This window comes from Arthrobacter sp. MDT1-49-2, assembly GCF_059090185.1.
Genome location: NZ_JBNHFK010000006.1, coordinates 119,323 through 131,737, shown reverse-complemented (window position 1 = coordinate 131,737; position 12,415 = coordinate 119,323). Strand labels below are relative to the sequence as shown.

Sequence of the window (12,415 nt, the reverse complement as noted above, 5' to 3'; positions counted from 1 at the left end):
GGTGGCGCGTGCGACCATGGTTGCATGTCCTTCACCGCAGCTGTTCCCGTGGTGCCGTCTTCTCCGGGGGCGAACCTTTCGGGTCCGTCCGGCCCCGCGGTGGCGTATTGGGAGTCGCCCGCGCCGTACTGCCTGCAGACCTCGCTGCGCATCCTGGTCCGCGGCAAACAGGACCCCACCATCCGGCTTGGTGACGGCGTTGCCTGGCTGGCGTTCCTTACCCCCGAGGGTCCGGCAACGCTGAACCTGCGGGAAGAACCCGTGCCTGCTCCCGGCGCCCGGGTCCAGGCCCGCGCCTGGGGTCCCGGTGCACGTTGGGCACTGGAATCCGTACCGGACCTGCTGGGCGAAAAGGATGACTGGTCCGGCTTCGATAACGAGGATTTCCGTGCCGGCCTGCCACGCATGGTGAGCGAAACCCGCCGACGGAACCTCTCCCTCCGCCTGCCCAGCACGGGCCGCATCATGGATTCGCTGGTTCCGGTGGTCCTGGAGCAGAAGGTCACGGTGCTGGAGGCGTACTACGCCTGGCGCTACCTGGTTACCCGGTACGGAACGGATGCACCGGGCCCGGCACCGGCCGGCATGAAGGCGGCACCGGCACCGGAGACCTGGCGGCGGATCCCGAGCTGGGACTGGCACAAGGCGCGCGTTGACCATTCCCGTTCCACCACCATCCTGCGGGCCTGCTCGCTGGCATCCGGTCTGGAACGCCTGGCGGATCTCCCGCTCGGGGAGGACCTGACCGCGAAGCTCTGCTCGGTCCCCGGTATCGGCCCCTGGAGTGCAGCGGAAATCACCCAGCGCACGCACGGCGCACCGGACTCGGTGTCCGTGGGCGATTATCACCTCGCTGCCTATGTGGGAGCCGCCCTGACCGGCCGCCGCACCGATGACGCCGGCATGCTGAAACTGCTTGAGCCCTGGCGCGGGCACCGTCAGCGGGTAGTACGGATGATCATGCTCAGCGGCTACCGCAAACCCACCTACGGACCGAAGCTGGCACCCATGGACCACCGCCGCCGCTAGGACACTGCCGGCCCGCTGCCGGCCAACCGGCTGACGGCTTCTTCCCGCATCGCCACTTTCCGGATCTTTCCCGACACCGTCATGGGGAAACTGCCCCGGATTTGCACGTATCTGGGGATTTTGTAGTGCGCCAGCGCTCCGTTGCAGAAGGCGGCGATGGAGTCGGCATCCGGTGCCGGTGCGCCCGGGACGGGGATGATGCAGGCCATCAGTTCCTCTCCGTAGCGCTCGTCCGGAATGCCGATCACCTGTACGTCCTGGATGTCCGGATGGGTGTAGAGAAACTCTTCGATTTCGCGCGGATAGATGTTCTCTCCTCCGCGGATCACCATGTCCTTAATCCGGCCCTCGATGCTGACATAGCCGTCCCCGTCCATCCGGGCCAGATCTCCGGTGTGCATCCAGCCATCGGCATCAATGGCCTCGGCCGTGGCGTCGGGCTGGTTCCAGTACCCGGTCATCACGCTGTAGCCGCGGGTGCACAGTTCGCCGATCTCCCCCACCGGGACCTGTTCACCCGTCCCCGGATCCACCACCTGGTTTTCCAGGTGGGGCATGGTGCGCCCCACGGTACGGGTGCGGCGGGCAAGTGAATCCCCGGGCCGGGTCATGGTGGAAACCGGTGAGGTTTCAGTCATCCCGTAGCAAATGGCCACTTCGTCCATGTTCATTTCCGCAATAACGCGCTTCATGATCTCTTCGGGGCAGGGTGAGCCCGCCATCACGCCGGTCCGCAGCGAGGAGAGGTCATATCGGTCGAAGTCCGGCAGGCCCAGCTCGGCGATGAACATGGTCGGCACCCCGTACAGCGAGGTCCCCCCGTGCTTCTGGACCGCGGCCAGGGCGGCCCCGGCGTCAAACGTGCGGGAAGGAATAACGGTGGCGGCCCCGTGGGAGAGTGCTGCCAGATTCCCGATCACCATGCCGAAGCAGTGATAGAACGGCACCGGCAGGACCACCCGGTCCGCTTCCGTATAGCCCAGCATCTCGCCGATGAAGAATCCGTTGTTCAGGATGTTCGTGTGCGTCAGGGTGGCGCCTTTGGGGAAACCCGTGGTTCCGGAGGTGTACTGGATGTTGATGGGGTCCCCGGGCTGCAGCCCCGCCATCCGTTCAGTCAGCGCAGCTTCCCCCGCGGCGCCGATATCCCGCCCCGCCCGGGCCAGGGCATTGAAGCTGTCGCCTCCCCCGCCGGCCAGGACCACGAGGTCGGTGAGGGTCCCGCCGTTTTCGAGGGCGGCCTGCGCCATGGCTGCATAGTCGCTGCGGGTGTCGCTGGGGGCGGTGAGCAGCATCCGCATCCCGCTCTGCCGGACCACAAAGTCCAGCTCGCTTTGCCGGTATGCCGGGTTCACGTTCACCAGGATGGCCCCGGCCTTGGCGGTGGCATACTGTGCCACGGTCCATTCGGGGCAGTTCGGTGACCAGATGCCCACCCGGTCACCCGCCCCGATCCCCCGTGCCAGCAGCCCGGCGGCTACGGCGTTGACCTCAGCGTTGAATTCCGCGTATGTCCAGGTGCGGCCGGTGGGGACATCGATCAGGGCGGTGGCGTGCGGAAAGCGCTGTACGGTGCGCTCCAGGTTGGCACCGATGGTCTCGTCCAACAGCGGGGTATCGGAAGCGGAAGCGGCATATGAGGGCAAGGCAGACTCCTTCGGCTGCGGAACATACAGTGGCGCCACGCTACCAAGAGTTGCTCTTCCTGCGAAGAGCGGCGTGGGCAGCCGCGTCCGGCACCGGACCGGGCCCTAAGGTAGGGACATGACTGATGCCAATAACGCCATTGATCTCCGTGCCACCCTGGTCCCGAACCCCGGTGAGCGTACCCGGGTCCGGCTTGCCCTGGATATTGCCGTGGAACAGGTCCTCGCCGAGCCGGGCTGCCTGCGGTACGAAATTGTGGAGGATTCCGAGCAGGAGATAGTCCTCGCCGAGCGGTGGGCCTCCAAAGAGGACCTCGAACGCCATGCCCGCGGTCCTGCACTGCAGGACCTGCAGGAGTCGCTGAGCGCCCTGCTCGCCGAGCCCCTGAAGGTGGAGCAGGTCCGCTGACTCAGTACGGCGTGATGGCCACGCGGTAGATCGAATCGGGCTCCGCACCGAAACGCTTCAGTACGGCCACCACGGCCTCCTCGTGTTCGTCATCCACGGCTACCTGCACGCGCAGCCAGTCGTCGAAGTCCATCCGCCGCTTTTCGCTGCGGAATGCCTCGGTGCGGATTCGTCCGGTGTATACGGAGGCCTCGGCGAGCTCCAGGGAGCGCGCCCCGGCCATGAGCAACGCGTCACGCAGCCCGTCCAGCCGTTCCGTGTTGACCACGGCGCTGACCAGGTGGTTGGGCCGTGAACGCTTCCCGGATTCGATGGCGGTGCCGGAGTCCGCGGCCCGGCCCGCAGCCGTGGGCCGGGCCGTGATGCCGTTGAGCGAGTAGGCCGAGGCTCCCTGCTGGACGCGGTCCAGATCCTCCTGCTCGGGTCCGGGCTCCCGCAGCCCCATGGTGCGGGAGATAACCGCCGCGATAACCCAGCTCAGCACGAACGAGAACAGTACAACGCACACGATGGCAACCACCTGGTGCCACAACAGCGTTCCGCCGCCGCCGGAGAACACGCCGTCGGCACCCACGGGGTTGACCGTGCTGTCGCCGAAGAACCCCAGCAGGAAGGAGCCCAGGACGCCGCCCACAAAGTGCACGGCAATAACATCCAGCGCGTCGTCGTACCGGAAAATCTGCTTGAGCCGCACGGCCAGCACACACACGCACCCGGCGATGAGACCGATCAGCAGGGCAGCCCCGGTACCGACAAAGCCGGCACAGGGGGTGATGGTTGCCAGGCCGGCCACCGCTCCGGAAACGGCGCCGACCAGGGTGCTGTGGCCGCTGGTCAGGCGTTCCACCAGCAACCAGGTCAGCATGGCCGCCGCGCCGGCAATATGGGTGTTGATCAGCGCCTGGGCGGCAATCCCGTTCGCCTGCAGCCCGTCCCCGGCATTGAAGCCGAACCAGCCGAACCACAGGATGCCGCCGCCCACCAGCATCAGCGGGAGGTTGTTCGGCGAGGTTTTCAGGTTCGGCCAGCCCCGGCGGCGGCCCACCACCAGCAGGACCGCCACGGTAGCGGCACCGGCCGAGGCATGGACCACCATCCCGCCCGCCCAGTCCTGGGCACCGAGCTGGCCCAGCCAGCCCTTCGGATGCCACAGCCAGCGGGCCACCTGGGGATACACCAGGATGGACCAGGCCGCCAGGAACACTACCCAGCCGGCAAACCGCAGCCGTCCCGCCGTGGCACCGGTAAGCAATGCCGGGGTAATGATCGCAAACATCATCTGGTAGGCCACGAAGGCGAGCGCCGGAATGGTGACGCCGGTGGCCACGGTATGGAACTGCGGTGTATCGACGCCGATGAGGGCGAAAGCGTCAAACTCGCCGAGTACGGAGTTGCCCTTGTTGCTGAAGGCGAGCGTGTACCCGACAAGGACCCAGGTCACCGAGATGACTCCGAGCGGAATGATGTTTTGCATCATCATGGTCAGCACGTTACGCACAGGCACCATGCCGCCGTAGAAAAGGGCAAGCCCCGGTGTCATAAAAAGGACGAGTCCGGCACAGACCAGGACCCAGGCGGTATCCGCTCCGTTCATGAGGAGCCTCCCGCCGTGTTCCGATTCTTTCCGCTGCTACAGCACATGCTGTCCCCGCTTCCGACTCGTCCATCAGGTGTGAGTATTCAGGTGGCCGGGGCCGCGGAATCCGGCTCCGATAGCCAAATGAGCGTACCGCCGGGCAGATGGGCATCAGAAGAGTGCAGGCACAGACAACGGCCGGAAGGACCCATTTAGTGCGTGGGTCCCGCCGGCCGTTGCAGGTCCGTCAGTGTCCGGAGAGCATGCCGTTCGGATCAATCACGTACTTCCGGGCCACGCCCGAGTCGAACTCCCGGTAGGACTCCGGTGCCTGGTCCAGGCTGATGGGGGTTGCGTTCACCGCCTTGGCTATCTGGACCCGGTCACTCAGGATCGCCATCATCAGTTCCCGGTTGTACTTCATCACCGGACACTGGCCGGTGGTGAAGGACAGGGACTTTGCCCAGCCCGTCCCCAGATCCAGGCTGAGTGATCCCTTGCGGGCTGCCTCGTCGATTCCACCCGGGTCCCCCGTCACGTAGAGGCCGGGAATACCCAGCGCGCCGCCGGCGGCCGTGACGTCCATCAGCGCATTCAGGACCGTGGCCGGTGCCTCGGAGTTGGAACCGGAACCGTGTCCGCGTGCCTCGAACCCCACGGCGTCCACCGCACAGTCCACTTCCGGGACACCCAGGATCGATTCGATCTGGTCCTTCGGGTCACCCAGGGACACATCCACCGTTTCGCAGCCGAAACTGCGGGCCTGCTCCAGCCGTTCCTTGTTGAGGTCGCCCACTATGACGGTTGAAGCGCCCAGCAGCTGGGCCGACGCCGCGGCGGCCAACCCGACAGGCCCGGCACCGGCGATGTAGACGGTGGAGCCGACACCCACTCCCGCCGTGACCGCTCCGTGGTAGCCGGTGGGGAAAATGTCCGAAAGCATGGTCAGGTCCAGGATTTTCTCCATCGCCTGGTCCTTGTCCGGGAAGCGCAGCAGGTTCCAGTCCGCATACGGGACCAGTGCGTACTCCGCCTGTCCGCCCACCCAGCCGCCCATGTCCACGTATCCGTAGGCACTGCCGGGCCGGTCGGGATTCACGTTGAGGCAGATCCCGGTTTTGCGTTCCTTGCAGTTGCGGCAGCGCCCGCAGGAGATATTGAAGGGGACCGACACCAGGTCCCCCACGTTAATGAACTCCACGTCCGGTCCGGTTTCCACTACTTCGCCCGTGATTTCGTGGCCCAGGATGAGGTTGGGCGGCGCCGTCGTCCGGCCGCGCACCATGTGCTGGTCCGATCCGCAAATGTTGGTGGTGACTACCTTCAGAATGGCTGCGTGGGGAAGTTTCCTGCCGACGTTGGCGGGATTCACGCCCGGACCGTCCCGCAGTTCAAAGGTGGGGTAGTCGATGTCCTGCACTTCCACCACACCGGGTTCGATGTAGGCAATTCCTCGGTTGGAACTCATGGCGGCCTCGCTGTCTCTTGTCGTCGTTGACTGCTTGCAGGCGTTCCTCCCCCGGGCAGAGCGCCCTTGCGAGAGAGGGTACAACCGTCGGGGCAGCGGCGGTAGACAGTAGCGGAAGGCAGCGGCATCTCATTCAGCCGGTTCCGCATTAAGCGCCTGAAGGCAGGCACCCCGAGCGGGTGCCTGCCTTCAGGCGCAAAATCCTGCGGGAGCTAGCTCTGGGTGGGCTGCCCGTTCGAACCGGCGGCGCTTTCGCGTTCCTGCGCGGCGATCTGCTCGTGTACGGCCTTCATGTCCAGGCCCTTCACTGCATCCACCAGCTCGCTGAACTGGCTGGCGTTGAGGGCACCGGGCTGGGAGAACACCAGGACCTTTTCACGGAACGCCATCAGCGTGGGGATGGAGGTGATTCCGGCGGCGGCGGCGAGCCCCTGTTCGGCCTCGGTGTCCACCTTGGCGAAGGTGATGTCCTCGTGCTGCTGCGAAACGGAGTCATAAACCGGTGCGAACTGTTTGCAGGGCCCGCACCAATCCGCCCAGAAGTCCACGAAGACAATGTCGTTTTCCTCGATGGTTTCAGGGAAGGTTGCTTCGGTGATGTCGATAGTAGCCATCCCCCAACGCTAGCGGGGAGGACGGGCAATGTCTCTAGCTGTTCGCTGACCGGTGAAGCGGCCCTAGGCCCGGGGCAGCTCGGTCAGATGGTGGATCACCGGCAGTGCTGCCGCCAGCGCAGCCCGGTCTTCCGGACCAAGCTGCTGAAGCAGGCCCGCCATCAGGGCCGTCCGGTTGCGCTCACCTTCCGCCAGCGCCTTGGCGCCCTCGGCAGTGAGGGTGACCCGGACGCCGCGGGAATCAGCGGGATCCGGGCTGCGCAGCAGCAGTCCGGCCGCTTCAAGCCGGATAATCTGCTCCGTGGCGCTGGGGACCTTGACCCCCAGGTTCCGGGCTATCCCCGTAACCCGCATGCCGTCGCCGGAGGCCATCCTCAGGACGCTGAGCTGACTGGAGCTGAGATCTGTATCCGCATCCATGTTGCGGGCAATGTACAGTGCCAGCCGGAGCGCTTCGCGAAAATTCTCCGCGAGTTCATCCAGAGCGGGATCGGTCGTCATATTTAGGGAGCCTAATGTCTTTGGGGCGGTGGGCGCAAGCACCCCGGAGTACGGAAAAACCCGCCCTCACCGGTTAGGCGAGGACGGGTTAGTCGGTGGCAGATGAGGGATTCGAACCCCCGTAGGCGTTGCCAGCTGATTTACAGTCAGCCCCCTTTGGCCGCTCGGGTAATCTGCCGAACGTCTTCAAGTGAAGACTTTGTCCGCAGTAACTGCGGGCAAGACAACTTTACCGAACATTTTCCGAAGTTACGAATCGGGGGTTCCACACCGCCTGCCCGCCCGGAAAACGGCCTACAGTCCGCGCTCAATCCGGGCCTGAACCTGCGCATAGAAGCGGTCCGCCTGCAGTTGCGTCACGGATCCCCATGCCACCGCGTTCGCCAGGTCCGCCCGTACACCGCCCAGCCGCTCGGCGGCACTGTCGGCGCGTTCGACGTCGGGCTCCGGGAGGGCCGAGGGGCTTGGCGCCAGGGCGGAGACAGGGCTGCTGTCGGCCGCCTGCGCCGGTACGGCGGCCGCAGTCCCCAATCCCGCGGCCGCGGCAAGGAACGACCCGGCGGCAGCAGTGCGCAACCGCAGCGCTGCGGGACGGCGGTTTGAAGGGCGGGGAGCTGGTAACTGCATGTTTTCCACCCCCTCAGCCTTTCCCATGCCCATGGGACATCGCCGGGCGTTTACTGGATACAGACTGGGAACCGGGCGCATCCGGACGGCGAACCTACTACGCTAAGTACCAGGAAAAGCCACCGACCCAAGGAGCCCAGACATGGCCAGCGAGTCCACGTTCGACGTCGTCAGCAAGATCGACAAGCAGGAAGTAGCCAACGCCCTGAACCAGGCGCAGAAGGAAATCGCCCAGCGGTATGACTTCAAGGGCGTCGGAGCCGAGGTGGACTTCAGCGGCGAAAAGATCCTGATGAAGGCCAACTCCGAGGACCGGGTCAAGGCCGTCCTGGACGTGCTGCAGTCCAAGCTGGTCAAGCGCGGCATCTCGCTGAAGTCCCTGGACGCGGGCGAGCCGTTCGCCTCCGGCAAGGAATACCGGATTGAGGCCTCCATGAAGGAGGGCATCGCCCAGGACCAGGCGAAGAAGATCAACAAGCTGATCCGCGATGAAGGCCCCAAGGGCGTCAAGTCCCAGATCCAGGGCGACGAACTGCGGGTCAGCTCCAAGTCCCGCGATGACCTGCAGGCCACCATGGCGCTGCTGAAGGGCGCGGAACTGGACGTGGACCTGCAGTTCATTAACTTCCGCTAGGTAGGGCGCGTATCACCTAGTCAGACGCGGATTATTGGACCTCAGTCCGCACAGAGTCCGCAGGACCGTCAAGGACCGCAGCCATGAGTTCATCGGCTGCGGTCCTTGTTTTGTCTTCCGCAGTCGGCCACAGGTGCGTGTAGGTATTCAGTGTGATGGATGGTTGTGCGTGGCCCAGGGCGCGCTGAACGGTTGCGACGTCGCAGCCTGAGGCGATCAGGGCCGAGGCATAGAAGTGCCTGAGATCGTGCAGGGTGAAGTTTTCCATCCCGCAGGCCTCGCGGACCTCGCGCCAGTAATATCCGGCCATTCCCCGATTCCAGAGATGCCCTCCGGTTGAAAACAGCCATTGTTCATCACCGTGAACACCTACCTGCTCAATGTGTCGGGCGATCATCTCGGTGAGGCGGGCAGAGACAAAGATGACTCGCTCTGAACCGTGCTTAGGGGCTACCACTTCCGCCACCTTGCGGTTCTCGCCCTGCACCTGCCGGTTGACCGTCAGCGTCCGTCGCAGGAAGTCGATATCCCCCACCTGCAGGCCGGCGGCCTCACCAAGCCTGAGACCAGCAAAAGCGCACACCGCGATGTAGGCCTCAAACCATTCCGGGGCAGCGCTTAGGGCGGCTGCCACCTGCTCAGTAGTCGGTATGGTCATCGCAACTTCGGCCCGGCGCTCCCTGGGCAGCTTGATATTGTCGGATGGATCCAGTGCGATCACTCGATCTGCTACGGCGCCCTTGAAAGCGGAACGCACCAGGTTGTAGCGGACCTTGACGGTAGCCGGGGACAACCCGGACTTTCGCGTCTCCGCGGGCAGCGTCATCGACTTAACCCACGCCTGTACGTGCGACGGCATGATCTTCTTCATCTGCACGTCGGCGAACGTTGTCGACTGCAGCGCTTGGGCCGCGGACAGCTTTGTCCCACGGGACCAGATCTGACGCTCTTCCCACTGCGTGAACCATTGCGCGAAGGTGATGGTCCCTGCTTTCGGATCCACATAGGTCCCCGTGACAACAGACGCCGTGACTTCGTCCAGCCACCGCTTCGCGTCTATCTTTCGAGGGAAATGCTTGGCATGCTCCTTGCCGGTTTCGTCACGGTAGCGGGCACGCCAGCGCCCGTCAGGCCTCTTCTTGATGCTGGCCATAGTAGGCCTCCAAGCATTCTTTCAAGACGCCTTCAGGGGTCAGCTTGAGAACCCGATCAGCCGCTTCCATGACGAAGCTGTAACGCTCCTTGACCCACTCGTCGGTGCTGTCACTGACAGAAATGTTGCTCGCCTCCAACAAGTCATGCCTGAGGGTCATCTGTTGCCCCAATAGGTCCTCAACATTCCGTGAGAGGTTGTTGGCAGCCCGCTCAACAGCCATGACTGAAAGCTCTACGTCCCGCAGCATCTTGCTTTCCTCTGCCGGAAGAATCATTTGTCCCACTAGAGCACCCAGGGCCTTTGCTAAACCGCGGGCTTCCCCGAGCCGTACCGGCCTCTCTCCTTTTTCGATTCTGGAGATGGTTGTTTGGTGGAAACCCTCCCATCCAGATTCAGTCATCAGCCTAGCCAGCTCGCCTTGAGACCAACCGTGCTCTTCCCGGATCCGCTTCACAGACGCGATGAAGTTAGCTTCTTCATCCGCTCCTGGACCACGAGTGTCTTCATTCTTCATCATTCCCCAACGGTCCCACAGATCAGACTAGACAGTCAACACAAACTAGTGTTACGGTCCTTTGTGTTCGCTCCTCAACACAAACTGATGGGATCAGGATGGAAACGGTACGCGCCATGAAACTGCTAACTCTGGACGAGGTGGCAGAGATGCTGCGGAAGTCACCCGCACAGATGCGCTGGATGCGCCACAACGGGACTGGCCCCCGATCCGCCCGCCTCGGTGGCCGAATCGTTTACAGGGAAGCTGACGTCATCGACTGGGTAAACCAGGCATTTGAGGCCGGCAATTGAGTATGGGCAACTCAGACGCTGCATACGCAAAAAACCCCCACCGGAACGGCAATTCCAGTGAGGGCAAAGACAACTACTTGGGAGCAGGTCTCAACATGAAGACTACAGGGCAGGGCCACAAATGATCCAGACCGTCCTTGAACTCGACCTAGCCGACTACCCCGGCGACCGTGCCGGCTGGTACGACGCCTACCAGTTCGAGCGCCACGAGTACTGTCAGATCGCCGAACTCGCCCCCGGAACCTACGTCCGGCTAAACATCCACCGCTACCGACCATTGTCCACTTCGGATTTCTTCCGTAAGGACTTGATCTGGCAGGTCATCGGGAGGGACGCCCAGGCGCTCATGGAGTGGCGCAACCTTTTGGAGGGAGCCCCCGTTGCTGAACTCTGAAACCACTGTCCCGGACTACTTTGCCGCTGAGAGCTACAGCGATGTTCCTGTTCCTGCACCCCATGTGTCAGGAACGAGGAACACCAACATCCAGTACGGCGACGTCGCTGCCCTCCTCAGCGGAGACCTGCCCCCTGCTCCCCTTCCTGAAGTCCTCCAGAGGACCGATGGAATCGGTTTGTTCTACAGCGGCCAGGTGAACATCATCTTTGGTGAGCCTGAATCGGGCAAAACGTTTGTTGCTCTCGCCGGGATCGTGGAATGCCTGAGCGTCGGAGGCCGCGCCGTGTTCCTGGATATGGACCACAACGGGATGCAGTCGGTGATCGTGCGCCTACTGGATCTGGGAGCCGATGCCTCAGTACTGGCCGACACTGAGCGCTTCCGGTACAAGGAGCCTGAAGACCGCCAAGACCTCATGGAGACCATCTGGGATCTAAAACGCTGGAGGCCTGACATCGCTGTCCTGGACAGTATCGGAGAACTCATGCCAACCATGGGCCTCAGCTCCAACAGCCCGGATGATTTCACCCTGGCTCACACATCCGTGATGAAACCCCTAGCCATGGTGGGATCCGCCGTCGTGGCGATTGACCATGTAGCCAAGAACACTGATTCCAAGGCGCAAGGCCCAACAGGAACGGCTGCGAAATCCCGAGCCGTGGGCGGAACCATGCTGCGTGTGACGATCAAGGACGCTTTCACTCCTGGTCACGGCGGAGCCTGCTACCTAAACGTCAAGAAGGACCGGCACGGCGGTCTACGGGCCTCCTCGCCACGAGGGGACAAAGAACCTCTAGGCGGAACGTTCAAGCTGTTCCCGGACAACCACTTCTCCATCTACCCAGCAACCGACGGTGAACGCGCACCCGAAGCAGTCCCAGCAATCGACCTAGCCGAGCTGCAGCGACTTGCCCCTCCTCCTTCCAGTGTTCGAGATGTGAAAGACCGTCTCAAGTGGAGCAGCGACCGCGCCAGCGCAGCCCTGAGGGTATTCCGTCAGCAGGGATCGCCTGTTCCTGTTCCTGTTCCTCACACAGAGGGTGGAGGAACAGGAACAGCGCCAACGCGGCACATGGTCCCTGTTCCTGAACTGTTCCCGGAGTACGAGGAACGCACAGGACTGGCGTCATGATGAAGCCCTGCGAAGTATGCGACGAGCTGAGCGAGCAGTCGCGTTGCCCCGAGCATCGGCCCACACCCAAGCCCAAACCCAAGGCCAACCAGGCAGCCTACGACTCCCAGTGGAACCGCATCAGCAAGCAGGCACGCAAGGAACAGCCCTTCTGCCTCTGGTGCAACGCCACCACAGACCTGCAGGCAGACCACACCCCCGAAGCATGGGAACGCCGCGCCAAAGGACTGGCAATCCGGTTGCAGGATCTGCGCGTGCTTTGCGGCCCATGCAATAGAGCAGCAGGACAAGCACGCCCCGGACCCGGACAACGGACCTCAGAGGACCGTCCCGAACCCGTACAGATTCGCGCCCGACCAACAGGCCGGCTGCTGCGCCCAGGGGGGAAGGGGTCAACCGCACAGTCTTTGATCCCCGGG

The 12,415-nt window shown here is 63.6% G+C and carries 14 protein-coding genes and 1 tRNA gene; 6 read left to right on the top strand and 9 right to left on the bottom strand.

Annotation, left to right across the window (positions count from 1 at the left end; translation table 11 throughout):
- Window positions 1-24 precede the first annotated feature (24 nt).
- Window positions 25-1,029: a DNA-3-methyladenine glycosylase family protein gene (locus AC5RTS_RS10110; protein ID WP_493991934.1), complete on the top strand. Its 1,005-nt coding sequence runs from the start codon at window positions 25-27 to the stop codon at window positions 1,027-1,029.
- Here AC5RTS_RS10110 and AC5RTS_RS10105 read toward each other — a convergent pair.
- A complete protein-coding gene (locus tag AC5RTS_RS10105) occupies window positions 1,026-2,675 on the bottom strand; it encodes an AMP-binding protein (RefSeq protein WP_493991933.1) in 1,650 nt (549 codons plus the stop codon). The genes AC5RTS_RS10110 and AC5RTS_RS10105 overlap by 4 nt on opposite strands.
- Before the next feature lie 118 nt (window positions 2,676-2,793).
- On the opposite strand from AC5RTS_RS10105, the gene AC5RTS_RS10100 reads away from it, so the two are divergent.
- Entirely contained in the window at window positions 2,794-3,084 is a 291-nt protein-coding gene (locus tag AC5RTS_RS10100; RefSeq protein ID WP_493991932.1) for a putative quinol monooxygenase, read from the top strand.
- Window position 3,085: 1 nt separating this feature from the next.
- Here the strand turns inward: AC5RTS_RS10100 and amt are convergent, their stop codons facing one another.
- The 6 genes from amt to AC5RTS_RS10070 form a co-directional block, all read right to left on the bottom strand.
- On the bottom strand, window positions 3,086-4,678 hold the full coding sequence (amt, locus tag AC5RTS_RS10095; RefSeq protein WP_493991931.1) for an ammonium transporter: 1,593 nt from the start codon (window positions 4,676-4,678) through the stop codon (window positions 3,086-3,088).
- 229 nt (window positions 4,679-4,907) lie between these two features.
- Window positions 4,908-6,128, bottom strand: a complete 1,221-nt coding sequence (gene fdhA / locus AC5RTS_RS10090; RefSeq protein WP_493991930.1) for a formaldehyde dehydrogenase, glutathione-independent — start codon at window positions 6,126-6,128, stop codon at window positions 4,908-4,910.
- 212 nt (window positions 6,129-6,340) lie between these two features.
- On the bottom strand, window positions 6,341-6,742 hold the full coding sequence (trxA, locus tag AC5RTS_RS10085) for a thioredoxin (RefSeq protein WP_493991929.1): 402 nt from the start codon (window positions 6,740-6,742) through the stop codon (window positions 6,341-6,343).
- Between the two features lie 63 nt (window positions 6,743-6,805).
- A complete protein-coding gene (locus AC5RTS_RS10080; protein WP_493991928.1) occupies window positions 6,806-7,243 on the bottom strand; it encodes a MarR family winged helix-turn-helix transcriptional regulator in 438 nt (145 codons plus the stop codon).
- Window positions 7,244-7,339: 96 nt separating this feature from the next.
- Window positions 7,340-7,421, bottom strand: a tRNA-Tyr gene (locus AC5RTS_RS10075).
- Window positions 7,422-7,537: 116 nt separating this feature from the next.
- Window positions 7,538-7,879: a hypothetical protein gene (locus AC5RTS_RS10070; protein WP_493991927.1), complete on the bottom strand. Its 342-nt coding sequence runs from the start codon at window positions 7,877-7,879 to the stop codon at window positions 7,538-7,540.
- Window positions 7,880-8,012: 133 nt separating this feature from the next.
- On the opposite strand from AC5RTS_RS10070, the gene AC5RTS_RS10065 reads away from it, so the two are divergent.
- Entirely contained in the window at window positions 8,013-8,504 is a 492-nt protein-coding gene (locus tag AC5RTS_RS10065; protein WP_493991926.1) for a YajQ family cyclic di-GMP-binding protein, read from the top strand.
- Between the two features lie 31 nt (window positions 8,505-8,535).
- On the opposite strand, the gene AC5RTS_RS10060 is transcribed toward AC5RTS_RS10065, so the two are convergent.
- The gene (locus tag AC5RTS_RS10060; RefSeq protein WP_493991925.1) at window positions 8,536-9,657 is read right to left on the bottom strand and encodes a tyrosine-type recombinase/integrase; all 1,122 of its coding nucleotides are present in this window, start codon (window positions 9,655-9,657) and stop codon (window positions 8,536-8,538) included.
- On the bottom strand, window positions 9,632-10,177 hold the full coding sequence (locus tag AC5RTS_RS10055; protein WP_493991924.1) for a helix-turn-helix domain-containing protein: 546 nt from the start codon (window positions 10,175-10,177) through the stop codon (window positions 9,632-9,634). The genes AC5RTS_RS10060 and AC5RTS_RS10055 overlap by 26 nt, the downstream gene beginning before the upstream one ends.
- 113 nt (window positions 10,178-10,290) lie before the next feature.
- Here AC5RTS_RS10055 and AC5RTS_RS10050 point away from each other — a divergent pair, with 113 nt between their 5' ends.
- The 3 genes from AC5RTS_RS10050 to AC5RTS_RS10040 all read left to right on the top strand — a co-directional run bounded on the left by AC5RTS_RS10050 (window position 10,291) and on the right by AC5RTS_RS10040 (window position 11,996).
- On the top strand, window positions 10,291-10,467 hold the full coding sequence (locus AC5RTS_RS10050) for a helix-turn-helix transcriptional regulator (RefSeq protein ID WP_493991923.1): 177 nt from the start codon (window positions 10,291-10,293) through the stop codon (window positions 10,465-10,467).
- A 121-nt stretch (window positions 10,468-10,588) separates the two neighbouring features.
- Window positions 10,589-10,861 carry a hypothetical protein gene (locus tag AC5RTS_RS10045; protein WP_493991922.1) on the top strand — a complete coding sequence of 91 codons (273 nt, stop codon included), beginning with the start codon at window positions 10,589-10,591 and terminating at the stop codon, window positions 10,859-10,861.
- Window positions 10,848-11,996, top strand: a complete 1,149-nt coding sequence (locus AC5RTS_RS10040; RefSeq protein ID WP_493991921.1) for an AAA family ATPase — start codon at window positions 10,848-10,850, stop codon at window positions 11,994-11,996. The genes AC5RTS_RS10045 and AC5RTS_RS10040 overlap by 14 nt, the downstream gene beginning before the upstream one ends.
- Window positions 11,997-12,415 lie beyond the last annotated feature (419 nt).

Excerpts from the sequence above, each read along its gene's own strand:
- AC5RTS_RS10055 (WP_493991924.1), bottom strand. The coding sequence starts at position 10,177 with ATGATGAAGAATGAAGACACTCGTGGTCCAGGAGCGGATGAAGAAGCT.
- AC5RTS_RS10045 (WP_493991922.1), top strand. The coding sequence starts at position 10,589 with ATGATCCAGACCGTCCTTGAACTCGACCTAGCCGACTACCCCGGCGAC.
- AC5RTS_RS10060 (WP_493991925.1), bottom strand. The coding sequence starts at position 9,657 with ATGGCCAGCATCAAGAAGAGGCCTGACGGGCGCTGGCGTGCCCGCTAC.
- AC5RTS_RS10080 (WP_493991928.1), bottom strand. The coding sequence starts at position 7,243 with ATGACGACCGATCCCGCTCTGGATGAACTCGCGGAGAATTTTCGCGAA.
- fdhA (WP_493991930.1), bottom strand. The coding sequence starts at position 6,128 with ATGAGTTCCAACCGAGGAATTGCCTACATCGAACCCGGTGTGGTGGAA.
- AC5RTS_RS10050 (WP_493991923.1), top strand. The coding sequence starts at position 10,291 with ATGAAACTGCTAACTCTGGACGAGGTGGCAGAGATGCTGCGGAAGTCA.
- amt (WP_493991931.1), bottom strand. The coding sequence starts at position 4,678 with ATGAACGGAGCGGATACCGCCTGGGTCCTGGTCTGTGCCGGACTCGTC.
- trxA (WP_493991929.1), bottom strand. The coding sequence starts at position 6,742 with ATGGCTACTATCGACATCACCGAAGCAACCTTCCCTGAAACCATCGAG.
- AC5RTS_RS10100 (WP_493991932.1), top strand. The coding sequence starts at position 2,794 with ATGACTGATGCCAATAACGCCATTGATCTCCGTGCCACCCTGGTCCCG.
- AC5RTS_RS10065 (WP_493991926.1), top strand. The coding sequence starts at position 8,013 with ATGGCCAGCGAGTCCACGTTCGACGTCGTCAGCAAGATCGACAAGCAG.
- AC5RTS_RS10110 (WP_493991934.1), top strand. The coding sequence starts at position 25 with ATGTCCTTCACCGCAGCTGTTCCCGTGGTGCCGTCTTCTCCGGGGGCG.